Raw genomic sequence first — 15,715 nt, forward strand, 5'->3', positions numbered from 1 at the left:
ATATTACTGATTGTTATACTGGCTGTAGGTACAGGTTTGCTGGATCTGCATCCTATCTTCACTAAAATAACCATTCCCCTAAGTATTCCCGCAATTCTTGGAACTGCTGTCTCATTGCTTCTTGCATTCAGGACGGCGCAGTCTTATGAAAGGTGGTGGGAAGCGAGAACTGTGTGGGGAGCCATCGTCAATGATTCAAGATCTTTTATCCGCTTAGTAAATCAGTTCGTCCCTCAAGATGGTGCGGACGTTAAAATATTTGCAGACAGACAAATCGTCTGGGTTTATGCGTTGGGTGAAGCATTAAGAAAACAGCCATTTTCCAATAAAGTAGTTGAGTATTTGAATGCGCATCAAATTGATGCGGTCAATATACCCAATGCAATTTTGGATGAACATTCTTATCACGTTAGACAAATAGCTCAAAAAGGTTTGATTTCTGATTTTAAGGAAGTTCAGCTCAATGAAGTTATCATGAGGCTTTGTGACAATATGGGGAAATGCGAACGATTAAAAAATACAGTATTTCCAAGGGCGTATAGTATTCTTATCCACACTCTGATTTATGTCTTTGCATTTATCCTTCCTTTCGGTCTGGAAGATTCCCAGCTTACTTTAGAAATTATTACAACGATCATTATTCCTCTGATATTTATATCCATTGAGAAAACAGCGATCATCATGCAGGATCCTTTCGAGAATACACCTGTAGATACGCCAATGACGTCTATTGCACAAACCATCGAAATCAATATTCTACAGATGATCAAAGAGAAAGAAATTCCTGTTAAAAAAGAAAACAATACTTACTTCGAAATGTAGAGTCAATCTAGTAAAAACGTATAATTATGAGCGACACAAATAAACAGATTGTATCAGCATCTAGTAGGCATAAGAAAAACTTACTTATCGTTCTGGCACTTAGTGGGACTTATCTGATAGCTGAAGTCATTGGAGGCATTGCAACAAAAAGTCTAGCATTACTAGCAGATGCCGCGCATATGCTAACAGATGTTGTCGGTTTACTCTTAGCATTTATTGCCATCAAAATTGGTGAAAGAAAGGCAAGTCCTAAAAAGACATTTGGGTATTATCGAACAGAAATTTTGGCTGCTGTGATCAATGCTGTTGTTCTGTTGGGTATTTCAATATTTGTTTTATACGAGGCATTTCAGAGATTTAAAAATCCTCCTGAAGTACAAAGTGGCTCCATGATGATTGTTGCAGGAATTGGACTTGTGGTGAATATCATCGGTATCCTTATCATCAGAAAGGATTCCAACGCAAGTCTTAATATGAAAGGTGCTTATTTTGAAGTTTTGTCGGATATGCTGACATCGGTAGGAGTAATGGTCGCGGGCGTGATCATGCTGACAACACAGTGGTATTATGCAGATCCGATCATTTCTGCGGCTATAGGTCTATTGATCATTCCCAGAACCTTGAAGCTGCTTATGGAAGCGGTTAATGTCTTACTGGAAGGTACACCGAAAGATGTAGATATCAGCAAGCTTCGATCTTCACTGGAAGAACTTTCGGGAATCAAGGAAATCCACGATCTACATGTCTGGTCGCTTACATCAGGCGTTAATGCCATGAGTGCACATGTTGTTGCAGATGATAACAAAAATCGCAATGAACTCCTGCAAATATTAATAGATAAAGCAACGACAGATTTTAAAATAACCCATACCACTTTTCAGATCGAATATGAAGGTTATGATGAAACTGAAATACACTTGTAGATGAACGATCAGAGTAGATTGAAAATGAATGAAATCTAAATGATTAGTTCATTATCAAAGAAAATTGATTTCTAAAGAATTAATGGTGTAATCACTTATAAAGCTTGTTTATGAAACTAATTAAAATTACGCGAAGCACTTATAGCCTGCTCATTAATTTTTTCTTATTATATATAATTTTTTCCTTTGTCCTCAGGATAGGATTTTCTATTGCCAGTCTTCAAAAGGCAGAGATCAGTTTTCTTTCATTGCTGAATGTATTTGCTCTGGGATTTTTATTTGATATAGGGGTAGGGGTGTTTTTTGTGCTACCGTACAGCCTATACCTACTTTTATTTCCTCAGAAGTATAATAATTCGCTTTTCAATAGAGCTATGACTTTTTTTTGTTTTACTGTAGCTGTGCTTATATTGTTGTTTTCATTTTTTGCTGAAGTAACATTCTGGCAGGAATTTGAAAGTCGGTTTAATTTTATTGCAGTTGATTATTTGGTTTATACCTATGAAGTAATCAATAATATTAATGAATCATATCCTTTGCCATTGCTCATTACGGCCATGTTAATAATGACCTCTTTGGTATTTTTATTTTTCTATAAAAGGCATTACTTCACAGATAATTTTAAGGGCAGTACACCTTTTTTACAAAGATTCTTTATCTTTTTCGGATTGCTTTTCATTTCAGTCATTTACGCATTTTTTATTGACAACAGTTTAGCAGAGAATAGTGAAAACAGATATAGGAATGAGCTGTCAAAATCAGGAATCTATTCTTTTTTTTCTGCATATAAAAATAACGAGATCAATTATGAACACTTCTATAAACTCATCGATAATAGGGTGGCGTTTAATATTGTGAGAACTGATCTCCAGGAATCTAACTCAGATTACTTATCAAATGATTTCTCAATCTTACGTAACATTAAGGGAGCTGACTCCTATGAGAAGCCCAATGTTATTATGATCACATTGGAAAGTTTCAGTGCAGACTTTATGAAAACATTTGGCAACAACCAGAATCTGACACCTACGTTGGACTCATTAGCCAATCAAAGCATTTTATTTACCAACATGTATGCTACCGGAACAAGAACCGTGCGAGGAATGGAGGCACTTTCACTTGCCGTTCCGCCTACACCGGGGAATAGTATTGTCCGCAGGAAAGAAAATGATAATGTGACCACTGTAGGATCGATCTTCAGTCAAAAGGGGTATGATACTTCATTCTTATATGGTGGTGATGGTTATTTTGATAATATGAATAATTATTTCGGTAATAATGGATACACAATTGTTGACCGGAAAAGAAATTCTTTTGTAGGGGAAGATTATCAGTCTCCAAGAATATCAATAGAAGACAAGGAGGTCACTTTTGAAAATGCCTGGGGTATTAGTGATGAAAATCTTTATGATCAGGTGATCAAGCAGGCGGATCAAAAATTTGCAGTAGGCAAACCATTCTATGATTTTGTAATGAACACTTCCAATCATCGACCTTATACATATCCCGAAGGAAAGATCGATATACCCTCGGGATCGGGAAGGGAAGGAGCCGTGAAATACACTGACTATGCGATCGGGCAGTTTTTTAAAAAGATAAAGAATAAACCCTGGTACAAAAATACGATTGTGATCATTGTTGCTGATCACTGTGCGAGTAGTGCCGGCAAAAACGACATCGATGTTGCAAAATATCATATCCCAGCAATGATTGTCAACTTGAACAACAAGAAACCATTCAGAATTGAAAAAATGTGCTCTCAGATCGACCTGTATCCAACACTTTTCTCACTTTTAGGATGGACGTATGAGAGTAATCTTTATGGTAAAAATGTTTTAAGCGAAACTTATACTCCAAGAATATTTGTAAGTACCTATCAGAAACTCGGATATATGGAAAACAACAAATTGGTTATTCTAGGTCCGCAGCAAAAAACAGAGACGTATTTGTATGATAAGGAGAATAATAAACAAAATCCAGAGATGCTATCTGAGCAGTATGTGAAAAAGGCGATAGCAAATTATCAGTCAGCCTACTATCTTTTCAAGAATGACGGATTAAAACAGAAGCAGATAAAAAAGGTAAATATAACCACAACTAGATAACGTGATGTAAAATGGATATAAAATTTGAACTTTTACTTGCCGGAAAATTATTATTAGCACTTTTTTTTGGTGCATTAATAGGTTTCGAAAGGGAAACGGCTCACAAAGATGCCGGAGTTCGTACTTTTGGCGTTCTGTGTATGGCTTCTTGTCTATTTGTGGCGGTTGCCTCTCATTTAACAGATGACAAATCTGCAATAGCAAGAATGTTGGCTGCGATACCTGCCGGTTTAGGATTTATCGGAGCAGGACTGGCATTTAAAGATAGTTCCAAAAGTATGCAGGGGCTTACAACATCCACAGCTTTATGGGCTGCATCGGCAATAGGATCTGCACTTGCGCTGAATATGTTTCTGTTATCATTTTTAGCAACCGTTCTAACCTTGTTTATCTTAAGTATTAACAAATTTGGCTGGTACAAAAAAATTATAAAATTAGGAAGCCAACCCGATAAAGATATATAACACGTAACCTTACAATCATTAAATAAATATTATTATGGAACATAAACACACCTACGACGAGAATGGTAAGCAATTGTGCTGTACTCCGCAAGAAGGCAAAATCTATAAAAATGCCGGAGCAAAAAAATTAGTTGAAGAAGACGGAGACCGCATTCCAAAGAAAAAAAAGGAAGAGCATCAACATTCAGATGATGATGGACATGATCATGGAGAAACTGATAAAACGGCTTTTCAGATGTTCTTGCCTGCGATTATTTCATTGGTACTTTTATTAATTGGCATTGCACTGGACAATTACATCAAACCGGAATGGTTTAAAGACTGGGTACGAATTGTCTGGTACGGTGTTGCTTATCTACCGGTAGGTCTACCTGTTTTAAAAGAGGCTTTTGAGAGTATCAAACAAGGTGACGTGTTTTCAGAATTTTTCCTTATGAGCATTGCAACAATTGGAGCATTCATTATCGGAGAATTTCCTGAAGGAGTAGCGGTTATGTTGTTCTATGCAGTAGGAGAGGTTTTTCAGACTCTGGCTGTGTCGAGAGCTAAGACCAATATTAAGGCTCTTTTAGATCAACGTCCTGATGAGGTAACGATTATTGAAAATAATCAGCCTAAAAAAATCAAAGCTGCCGAAGCAAAAATCGGGGATACTATTCAGCTAAAATCAGGTGAAAAACTGGCATTGGATGGAGAACTGATCTCCGATTCTGCGTCTTTCAATACCGCAGCATTAACTGGAGAGAGCAAACCTGATTCTAAAAATAAAGGGGAAACAGTTTTAGCCGGAATGATCAATATGAACAGTGTAGCTTTGGTTAAGGTTAATACGGCTTATGAGGACAGCAAACTCAGCAAGATCCTCGAACTTGTACAGAATGCAACAGCTCAAAAAGCTCCAACTGAACTTTTTATCAGAAAATTTGCGAGAATATATACACCGATCGTAGTAGCGTTAGCTGTTTTGATTTGCATTGTACCTTATTTCTTTGTTGATGATTATGTTTTCAGAGATTGGTTGTACAGAGCATTGATATTCTTAGTGATCTCTTGTCCGTGTGCATTGGTGATCTCTATTCCGCTTGGCTATTTTGGAGGTATCGGAGCCGCGAGCCGCAACGGTATTCTATTTAAAGGAAGCAACTTTTTGGATAAAATCGCTGAGATTCAGAATGTGGTAATGGATAAAACCGGAACTATGACGGAGGGTGTTTTCAAAGTTCAGGACGTTACCATTGAAGAGGAATTTGATAAGGATGAGATTCTCCAATTGGTCAATGTTGTTGAAAGTAAAAGTACCCATCCTGTTGCTACTGCTGTTCATGAGTTTGTAGGAGAAATCAACAATTCAATCAATTTAGAGGATACTGAAGAAATTGCAGGGCATGGTCTTAAAGCTAGAGCTAATGGAAAAGAAATCCTGGTTGGTAATTTTAAACTACTGGATAAATTCAATATCAGTTATGATGTAGATCCTTCCAAAATTGTATACACGGTCATAGCAATTGCTTATGATGGGAAATTTGCAGGTTTCATTACCATTGCCGACCGAATCAAGGACGATGCAAAACAAGCAGTTGAAAAACTTCATAGTTTGAATGTAAAAGCGACTATGTTAAGCGGTGATAAAACAACTGTTGTAAAGTATGTGGCAGAACAAATTGGTATTGACAATGCTTTTGGAGACCTGCTTCCGGAGGATAAGGTCAACAAGGTAAAAGAAATCAAAGCTAGAAATGAAAGTGTAGCTTTTGTTGGTGACGGCGTAAATGATGCGCCTGTTGTAGCATTAAGTGATGTTGGAATAGCAATGGGTGGACTTGGTAGCGATGCAACCATCGAAACTGCCGATGTTGTGATCCAGGACGATAAACCATCAAAAATACCTATGGCAATCAATATTGGGAAGAAGACCAAAAGAATTGTGTGGCAGAATATCATTCTTGCCTTTGTCGTAAAAGCTATCGTACTTGTACTCGGAGCTGGTGGCCTTGCTACGATGTGGGAAGCAGTATTCGCTGATGTGGGAGTTGCTTTGATAGCAATACTGAATGCAGTTAGAATTCAAAGAATGAAATTTTAAAAGAGCAAAATGTAGTGTTCTGTCTCGTTAGAATATTACATTTCTAAGAAAGATTTTTCTCAAGTCATATCAATAGATTGAGTTCCCATACTTTATGGGAACAGGTAACTTACATCAAATGGTATGATATAAAGTTGGAAACTATTAGTATTTGATACGACATTAAAAACTTAGAAATATTATTTTTATGTGGACTTCTGTAAAAAAAACTACAATACTGATCATTTTACTCAAATTTTCTGTAAGTATTCATGCTCAGGATATTTTGTCATTACGAAAAACTGCTCAACAAGATTCTTTAATAATAAGAGATAATACCTTGGATTATAAAAAAATGATTGTTCCGGTTAGCTTAATATCTGCAGGTGCAATTGGTTTTGCAATTCCTGAAATCAAAAAATTTGATTATAATTTAAGAAGGGAAGTAAGCGATCACAGATTAAACAATTCAAAATTAGACAACTATACTTTATTTGTACCTGTTGCGATCGTTTATGGATTAAACGTTGCGGGGGTTCAGGGGAAACATAATTTAAAGGATCGCACGATTATTTTGGCAACATCGCAAGCTATTTCTTCGGCGATAGTTATTCCAGCAAAGTTAATGATCGGCAGGGAGAGGCCTGATCAGTCAAATCATATGTCATTTCCTTCAGGTCATGCAGCGATCGCATTTTCAACAGCGCAGTTTATGTTCAGGGAATATAGGGACAGCAATTATTGGATCAGTCTCTCAGGATATCCGTTTGCCATTTTTACTAGTGTGTATAGAATAATAAATAATAAGCATTGGGCTACGGATGTACTGTCTGGTGCCGGTATCGGAATTCTTTCCACCGAAATAGCATATTGGTTATATCCTAAGATCAAAACTTTGTTTAAAAGTGAAAATGAAAAAACATTATCTATGATTTCTCCTTATTTCCAGCAGAGTTATCGGCAGAAAAGTTTTGGTTTGAATTACAAGCTGTTTTTTTAAAGTGAGATATTATGGGATTTAAAAGACGAGTTAGAAGACGAATAATCAGGAGGGGAAAGCATAGACTCTCTTCAGAAGATATATTCTATTTGATAGTTTTTGGTATCCTGGTACTATCTCTTATAACATATGGATTTAAGAAATATTTTCATCCTGTCAAAACACATCATTTTAAATATCATCAAAGTACCAACTAAATCAATCTACTTCCTAAAACGATCAATGGTCAACTATGGACAGATAAAAATAATATTTTTTTTAGAGTAAAATTTTAACATATCACGTATTTAATGGGGCATTTAATAATAATTAGATGTTTCAAATCAATATGTTTTAAAATAATGTAAGATATTTAAAATCAATGTGTTGTATCTTAATTTTGGCATCTTATTTGCCTTTAACATACAAACAACATTAATAAATTAGTATTCACTTTTAAATTAAAACGTTATGAGTAACGAAGATCAAAAAAAAGAGACGCACCAGCATCCGGAACATCATGAACACAAAGAACATCATCCGCACAAGGAGCATCACGAAGGTCCTGAACACGCGAATGAACCGGAGCATCATCAAGAAAAAGAACATCACGATGAGAAAGAACACCATCATGAGAAAGAACATCACGATGAGAGTAAGAAGTAAATAGCATAGTTCTTAATATACTGAATTTCATCGAAATTCAGTATATTTTTTTAATAAATGGAAAATACATTCTGTATTTCAATTTATTTTCTTAATAACGCCTTTCTAATTGGTGATATTTAATTAAACCGCTATTGATAAAATTTAGTTTTGAACTCTATAATTGCGGTATTCTTACAAAAGAGTATTGGTGCTTTTTGGCACTTTACGAAAATATTCCAGATCCAAATACTTAATTACAAAATCAACCTATCACTGCGATGATATGAATATTAAAAAAAATCTAAAAATAGTAGCTCATAGGATCAACCATCTGGATTCACATTATAAATTATATATTTCACTTGCATCGGCAACGTTGCTATTTTTATTATTGTTGCGAAGTACTATGGAAACATCAATAACTTTGATGATTACCTGGTTGGGATTCGCCACTGTAAGCCTTATACTATCCTGGATAACAGTCCTCACTTCTCATCCTTCAGATGTGAAACATGAAGCTCATGCGCAAGATTCAGGCAGAACCCTTATATTTTGCTTTGTAGTTGTTGCGGCCTTTGCCAGTTTGCTTGCAATCATCTTACTTTTAAAAGAAACATCAGGCAAGACAGATCAGGGAATTTATGCAGAAATACTTATTCCTTTAGGTTGCGTTGCAGGATCCTGGTGGCTCTTACACACCGTATTCACACTTAGATACGCTCATTTTTTCTATTGTGATATAGATCATGACAGTGGAAGAAAAATCAAGCCTGAAGGGTTGAGGTTTCCGGAAGACAATGAACCAGATTACCTTGATTTCGCTTATTTTTCATTTGTTATCGGGATGACTTTTCAGGTTTCAGATGTAGAAATAACGTCGAAAAGGATACGGCGGTTAGCGTGGATACATGGTATATTAGCTTTTGCATTTAATACTTTTATTGTAGCATTTACTATTAATATTATAGCAGGATTCTTTCAAAAATAAAAAATAACAAGTTGAAGATATTAAACAGACTTTTCAAGAGTGGAAGATCTGTAGAACTAGTCGCTCAGGCTGTTAATGTTCATGCTGCCACTATTTACTACAGATTGTACAGAAGACAGAGTTTTCTTAAACTAAAGTAAAAGCATTAAAGCATTAAAAATACGTTGAAACTCCAAAACTGAATCCTGTTGTGGTTGCTGCAGGGTTCACAAAAATGTCTTTCTGTTTCTGAAACCTATAATTAAGTCTAAAAACAGTTTGTGCATTGGGTCTGAAACTGATTGCAGGCATAATAGTCCATAAATTATCTCCAATTTTGCTGTTGTTTTCTTTAAAATATCCTACATTCCAATCTACATATTCGAAACGGCATGCAAGGTTAACAATCGCATCTTTCCAGCCCAAGATTTTTCTTTTAATTATTGGCTGGACAATATCTACAAATCCTCCATGTTGTCTATTTCCATATTGTTGTGTATAAGTTTCCGGAACATCTACTTTTACCCAAGCCCATTCTGCAGTAATAAAAGTTCCCAGATTTGGAAGTGTATTATTATAATCCAATGCAAATACCCGAACACTTCTTTTATCGTCAACCTGAAGACCATCATCCTGAAATTTATTATAAACACCTCCCATATAAGATACTCCAAGTTCTCCTGCTTTTTCATGTCTTGTGGCAATTTTTGCTGTTAAAAGAGGAATACCGCTGTTAATTTCTTCAAAACGTTCAGGATTACCTTTGGCAGCAGGCAAGTATGTTTTGTTTTGATTATTGTCAATAATTGAATTGTCAAAATTTCCTGAGAGATAAACCTCGTATCCGAACATCCACTCGGCTTTATACATTTTTCCATAAAATCCGAAACCAGCATTACTGAATGTGGCAGGCAACATTTCTGTAGCAGATATAGGACGATCGGTAAACTCCCATTTCGGACCGTCATGATTTTGGTTGAAAGCACCAATTGGATTCATAATAATTCCTCCTCTCAAATTAAGCAAAGGATTAAACTCTACATCAATGGCAGCAAATTCAATATTAATCTCTTTACCCCCTTCTTCTAATTCTATTTCACTCAGAAATTTAATTTTTGAGGAAATTGTAGAAGATACGAAAAGTGTCATTCTACGTAATTGAAATTGATGTCCATCAAATATACCATCAGTGCTGATATGCTGCCAATTGGCTTCCGCATAGCCACCAATAGAAACAGGTGCTTTCCCTAATCCTAAAAAGGGACGCTTGTATACGGCATCCATGTTCAGAGAGCGAGTACTGTCTACAGGTATTCTTTTTAATAATTCAGGATCTATCTGTGCTGTGGCTTCTTGAAAAATTAAAATTATAATAAGGTAGATAATTTTTTTCATACTGTTTTTTTTAAAGAAATTTTCAAAAAATCCGATTCTTTGTATATAAGAAATTTTCTTAAGGTCAGATCAGCAGGACCATTTTGTACTAAGCCTTTGTTGGAAAATTCACTACCATGTGCGGGACACTGTAGCTTATCTCCAAATACTTGTAACGGGCTACCCTGATGGGTACATTGCATCCACAATGCTTCATACTCAGTTTCCGAAAAACGAAATACACAAATGGGATATTTGAGAGCTTCATTTTGAATGATTACATAAGATATTTTTTTGTCAGGATATTTTGTATCCGTAAAATCCTTTAAAGGCAATATGATATAATCGTCCTTAATTGTTCCTGTTATCATTTTATTGCTTATACACCCTGAAAGAATTGGAGGGATTGCAGTAAAGCCTAAACATACTAAACTGCATTTTTTGAGAAATTCAAGTCTGTCCATAATTAATTATAGAGATTTTAAAAATTTAATAACAGCTTCTTTTTCCTGTAATGGCAATTGGGTGTATTTGGTTCTGCTGGTTGAAGCCTCACCTCCGTGCAGCTGTATTGCTGCTTCTATATTTTTTGCCCTTCCATCATGCATTAAGAAGTATTGCCCGCCTTGTGATTTTGGGGATAAACCCAACCCCCACAATGCAGGGGTACGCCATTCATAAGTTTTTGCCGTGCCTTCTGTATAGTTATCATCCAAAGAAGCACCCATATCATGAAGTAATAAGTCTGTGTACGGATAAAACTTTTTATTGGATAATGGTGAAATTGAAGAGGATGAGGTTTTCAGTTCCGGGACATGACATTTATTACAACTTATCTGAGAGAATATAGTCTTTCCTTGTTTAACAGTACTGTTTTCTGCATCTCGTTGAATAGGTGTTTTCAATGTACGAAGGTAAAATACAACATCGACGATGGTCTTATCAGAAACTTCGGGATCAATATTCATTCCCGAATAAACATCTTGAGGATTAAAAGTTGAAGTAATGCCCATGTCTTGATTGTAAGCATTAACGGTTTGTTGTAGTAAACTGTATGTGAATGCCTTTTTACCAAATCTTCCGATATACTTCCCTCCTTTTGGTACAGCAAAGGAGAATGGTACCTGATATGCCGGAAGCTGAATATAATTGGGGACTCCTGAGATGCCATCATTATTAGTGTCAAAAAGGTCAGCCATTGCCAAAATATCCATATCAGAAACCAATTCAATAAAACCTAATCCTGTATTGGCAGGCGGTGTAAATTTTGAAAATGTTGCTCCGGGAGGAATTGCTTCCGGAGTATGACCCGGTATCGCCCTATTTTGCAATTGAGGACCACCTAAATGCAAAAATAAATTGCCTGTTTCGTCAATCTGTCCAAAACGTGTAAGCGTAGTAAAGGGAGTTCCCTTTCCATCACCAGCATGACAGCTTCCACAACTTGTTGCCACGAAGGTAGGACCAAGACCTTTCCCCACTGTGAAAATTTCATCGTTAAAGGCGATATCACCTCTCAGAAATTGTTGGTTTTCAGCATAAGATAATCCCCCAATGGAACCATCCAGTAATTCACTCTCATCTATCGCTGCAGGCTGAAGTTTATCGCAGGCTTGTACAATCAGAAAAAGAAGATAGAAAATTATAATAATAGTTATATATCTCTTACTCATATTTTTTTTACAAATATAATAAATATTAGACTAATCTAACTTTTTAGTTTTTATATGCCTAACTTTTATTAAAATATTTCAAGACGTAGTAAATTTCAGTATCTTGGTTTTACAAACACGACGGAATAGTTATTACCCCGCAATAGGTCAAAATTCCTGACAATAGAGATCCCTGTCAGAATATTTTTTCAGCATTCATATAATTTTTTCTTTTAGCTTTTGATACTGGTTTAATTATAGCCATAATTAATCTAAAGTCATATCTAATGGTTTTCACCTTTTAAAAGAGATATAAAATTCATCATTTCATTTTTAGAAAATCTTTGAAAGCAACGCTTGATGCATAAGGATAGAATCCATATTTATTAGGCGCATTCAGATCAACCACATAATCTAAAAAATTTGCATCATCTAACTTTTCACCAAGTACTTTGTAGACCTCGATAGGCTTGTCCTGATTGTGAAAAGATGTATGATCTGTTAAGACATAAGTTTCCAGGTGAGAGTTCTGGAAGATATCGGAGAAATTTCTTCTTTAGATAATACAAATTAAAATGAGTTTATAATTCATTTATTTGAATATCAAATTCCAATAATAATTTTTGTTTTAAAAATAATATCCCATTTTCTTACGAGGCAATTCAATTTCGTGTTCCTGTGGATAAGGTTCTCTAAAAGTAACACTCACATCTTCCCGAAGACTCCTTTCTATTTCCAGTGATTTTTCCTTATCCATCGAATATCGGGGATCAGCGATCAGTGGCATCTTTGCCATTTTTGTGATGGTAACGGTCGGAAAATGATAATCTACCTCAACGGTTCCCAATAGAAGATAGATACCGCCTTCCTTAAACGGAAACCTTCTGAGACTATCAGGGAAATGAGCTGTGTCAAAATACTGTCCTTCGGCATCGATCCAAGTCCCGAAATACATATAATCCTTCTTTCCGGGATGATTTTTCTTTTTAATGGGAACGTGTTTTCTTGAAATCAGATAGGCTAGCATTTTGACCTGCTTCTTATGATATTTAAAAAGATCCTTTACCAGAACGTGGCCTCTGTATTTTGTTTTAAGCAGGTCAAATATAGAGAAGGAAACAGAAAAGCCTAAGATTTCAATTTCATCAAAAGCGTCTTCAAATTTATTCTTTTCAATAATTGGTAATTTATAATCTTTTTGAGGTTCATCAAATAAAGAAATGATCTTAGTTTTATACTGACCTTTTGATAATAAGAATCTGGCTTCGATCAGCAGTTCGTGTTTTTGTTTTCCTGTAAACCTGAAGGCTCCAATAAAAATGAGTGTCTGTAATGATTCAATACCAATGGCTATTCGTTTAACAAAATCCTCAAGCGATTTGTACTCTCCATTGTTTTTTCGTTCTTCAGCAATAAATTGCTTGACCGCAGCTTCAAGCTTTTCAATGTGCAAAAATCCCAAGTACACATCAGTACCATAGACCGTCGTCTGAATTTCACTGAGGTTGACACAAGGATTGTGAATGGTCGCTCCTGCCATTTTAGCTTCGTGCACATAAACTTCTGTTCTATAAAATCCACCGCCATTATTGATAGCTGATACCATAAATTCAATAGGGTAGTAGGCCTTTAGATAAAGACTCTGATAACTTTCCACCGCATAAGAGGCAGAGTGGGCTTTACAAAAGGAATATCCTGCAAAAGATTCGATCTGTCTGTAAACTTCCTGGGACAATTGTTCAGGATGTCCTTTTTTCTTACAGGATTCAAAGAAGTCATCCTTTAATTTCTGCAAGGCAGATAATGAACGGCCTTTACCACTCATTGCCCTGCGTAAAACATCACCGTTTTCAGCAGAAACACCACCAAAATGAAGAGCGATTTTGATCACATCTTCCTGATACACCATAATCCCGTACGTCTCACCGAGTTCTTTCTCAAAGACCTCATGGAAATATTCAAATTGATCCGGATGGTTATGTCGGAAGATATACTCGCGCATCATTCCGCTCTGTGCCACTCCTGGACGAATGATAGATGAGGCTGCAACCAAGACCTTATAGTTTTCACATTTCAATCTTCTTAATAATCCACGCATTGCGGGGGATTCTATGTAAAAACAACCTATGGTCTTCCCGATACTTAGATATTCATTGCACTTGGTCTCATTCTTTGAAATCCTTGTATCTTCAATGTCGACAATAATCCCTCTTTTTTCCTCAATCAACTTGACTGTATCTTTAATGGTTCCCAATCCTCTTTGTGAGAGGATATCAAATTTTTCAAGGCCTATTTCTTCAGCCGTATGCATATCGAACTGTACGATCGGGAATTCCTTTGGTGGGAACTCTAAAGCAGAATAATTAGTGATCGGTTCCTCAGAAATCAGGATTCCACAGGAATGCATGCTTCTTTGATTAGGAAAACCTATAAGCAATCTTTCATATTTATATACCTCGTGGACAATAGAATTCTGATCATGCTGATCTTTCGGTTTTTTAGAGAGTTGATCCAGTTCGTCTTTGGGAAGCCCAAACACTTTTCCAAGCTCCCTAAATCTTGATCTGCTCTTGAACTCCACATTAGTGCCGCAAAAAGCGACGTGGTCTTTTCCATATTTGTTAAAAATATATTCTAGTATGGTATCCCGATTCATCCAGCTCCAGTCGATATCAAAATCTGGAGGTGTCTTTCGGTTAAGATTCAAAAATCTTTCAAAATAAAGATCCAGTTCCAAAGGACAGATATCAGTAATTCCAATGCAATAGCTGACAATGGAGTTGGCACCGCTTCCTCGTCCCACATGCATAAATCCTGTTTGTTTGCTGTATTGGATAATGTCCCAAGTAATTAAAAAGTAACCACAAAAATTTAATTGATCAATAATCCCAAGCTCTTTCTCAACTCTTGCCTTTGCCTGTATATTGTCAACAGAATATCGCATTTCCAATCCTTCATAGGCTAATTGTGTCAGCAATTTGAAATCATTCTCTTTGCTATCGGTATAATATTTTTTATTTTTTGGTGTTTTAAAGTCAAAATCGAAGCTGCAAGCATTGACAATATATTTGGTATTTTCAATGATCTCAGGATATTGACAATACTTCTCCAACAGTTGTCTTTTACCGATAAAGGTCTCATTGTTCTTACAATGATCATCTTCTGTTAATTTGGTGAACAGGGTGTTTCCTGCTATTGCCCTCAAAACCTTATGCAGTTCATATTCTTCTTCCGTCTTAAAGGTCACCGGATGCAATATGACCATTTTATGAATCAGAGCCTTAAATTCAGGATTGAACAATAGGTTTAATTCATCCTGTCTTATTCCTATAAATTCATGTTCCAACAGTTTTTCGGGCATATTTTGTACAGGATAGATAACAAATGTATTTTCCAGATCGGGATTAGCTCTGGAAATTTCAATGCCATCACAATTGTATGCCGTCAAAAGCCTGTTGACCTCTGCAATGCCTTTTGGATTTTTGGCAATACAGACGAAGTACTGCTCATTATTAACCCGCACATCGACCCCAACGATCGGTTTAATCCCTCGTCCCTGACAAAGTTTATAAAATTGATAGATACCTGTGACCGTATTAATATCTGTTAGTGCCAAAACCTTTAGTTTGTGGTCAACAGCCAGCTGAACCAGGTCTTCAACAGAGATGGTTCCGTATCGCAGGCTGTGATAAGTGTGGCAGTTGAGAAACATACATTGT

At 36.1% G+C, this 15,715-nt stretch carries 13 protein-coding genes; 9 read left to right on the forward strand and 4 right to left on the reverse strand.

The features are described 5' to 3' along the window. The 9 genes from OPU68_RS08010 to OPU68_RS08050 all read left to right on the forward strand — a co-directional run. The coding region (locus OPU68_RS08010) for a bestrophin family protein (RefSeq protein ID WP_498473501.1) at window positions 1-822 on the forward strand (822 nt) is incomplete at its 5' end. Between the two features lie 26 nt (window positions 823-848). Beyond that, complete coding sequence (locus OPU68_RS08015; RefSeq protein WP_498473502.1) at window positions 849-1,745, forward strand: cation diffusion facilitator family transporter; 897 nt, start codon at window positions 849-851, stop codon at window positions 1,743-1,745. 374 nt (window positions 1,746-2,119) lie between these two features. Continuing rightward, window positions 2,120-3,850, forward strand: coding sequence for an LTA synthase family protein (locus tag OPU68_RS08020; protein WP_498473503.1), 1,731 nt, complete (start codon window positions 2,120-2,122; stop codon window positions 3,848-3,850). A gap of 11 nt (window positions 3,851-3,861) precedes the next feature. Then, a complete protein-coding gene (locus OPU68_RS08025; RefSeq protein WP_028123476.1) occupies window positions 3,862-4,314 on the forward strand; it encodes an MgtC/SapB family protein in 453 nt (150 codons plus the stop codon). A 34-nt stretch (window positions 4,315-4,348) separates the two neighbouring features. Continuing rightward, on the forward strand, window positions 4,349-6,397 hold the full coding sequence (locus tag OPU68_RS08030; RefSeq protein ID WP_028123477.1) for a heavy metal translocating P-type ATPase: 2,049 nt from the start codon (window positions 4,349-4,351) through the stop codon (window positions 6,395-6,397). 187 nt (window positions 6,398-6,584) lie between these two features. After that, on the forward strand, window positions 6,585-7,376 hold the full coding sequence (locus OPU68_RS08035) for a phosphatase PAP2 family protein (protein ID WP_498473504.1): 792 nt from the start codon (window positions 6,585-6,587) through the stop codon (window positions 7,374-7,376). A 450-nt stretch (window positions 7,377-7,826) separates the two neighbouring features. Continuing rightward, a complete protein-coding gene (locus OPU68_RS08040; RefSeq protein WP_168638752.1) occupies window positions 7,827-8,021 on the forward strand; it encodes a hypothetical protein in 195 nt (64 codons plus the stop codon). 388 nt (window positions 8,022-8,409) lie between these two features. Continuing rightward, a complete protein-coding gene (locus OPU68_RS08045) occupies window positions 8,410-8,991 on the forward strand; it encodes a DUF1345 domain-containing protein (protein WP_498473505.1) in 582 nt (193 codons plus the stop codon). An 11-nt stretch (window positions 8,992-9,002) separates the two neighbouring features. Next, entirely contained in the window at window positions 9,003-9,131 is a 129-nt protein-coding gene (locus OPU68_RS08050; RefSeq protein ID WP_498473506.1) for a hypothetical protein, read from the forward strand. A 13-nt stretch (window positions 9,132-9,144) separates the two neighbouring features. On the opposite strand, the gene OPU68_RS08055 is transcribed toward OPU68_RS08050, so the two are convergent. The 4 genes from OPU68_RS08055 to OPU68_RS08070 all read right to left on the reverse strand — a co-directional run bounded on the left by OPU68_RS08055 (window position 9,145) and on the right by OPU68_RS08070 (window position 15,708). Then, window positions 9,145-10,365 (reverse strand): hypothetical protein, encoded by a 1,221-nt coding sequence (locus OPU68_RS08055; RefSeq protein WP_168638750.1) that lies wholly within the window; start codon window positions 10,363-10,365, stop codon window positions 9,145-9,147. After that, the gene (locus tag OPU68_RS08060) at window positions 10,362-10,808 is read right to left on the reverse strand and encodes a QcrA and Rieske domain-containing protein (RefSeq protein ID WP_168638749.1); all 447 of its coding nucleotides are present in this window, start codon (window positions 10,806-10,808) and stop codon (window positions 10,362-10,364) included. Before OPU68_RS08060 ends, OPU68_RS08055 begins: the two co-directional genes overlap by 4 nt. Window positions 10,809-10,814: 6 nt before the next feature. Beyond that, window positions 10,815-12,017, reverse strand: a complete 1,203-nt coding sequence (locus OPU68_RS08065; protein ID WP_498473507.1) for a di-heme oxidoredictase family protein — start codon at window positions 12,015-12,017, stop codon at window positions 10,815-10,817. Between the two features lie 607 nt (window positions 12,018-12,624). Next, complete coding sequence (locus OPU68_RS08070) at window positions 12,625-15,708, reverse strand: DNA polymerase III subunit alpha (protein WP_498473508.1); 3,084 nt, start codon at window positions 15,706-15,708, stop codon at window positions 12,625-12,627. Window positions 15,709-15,715: the final 7 nt, after the last annotated feature.

Source organism: Chryseobacterium sp. TB1-D10 (genome assembly GCF_059803555.1).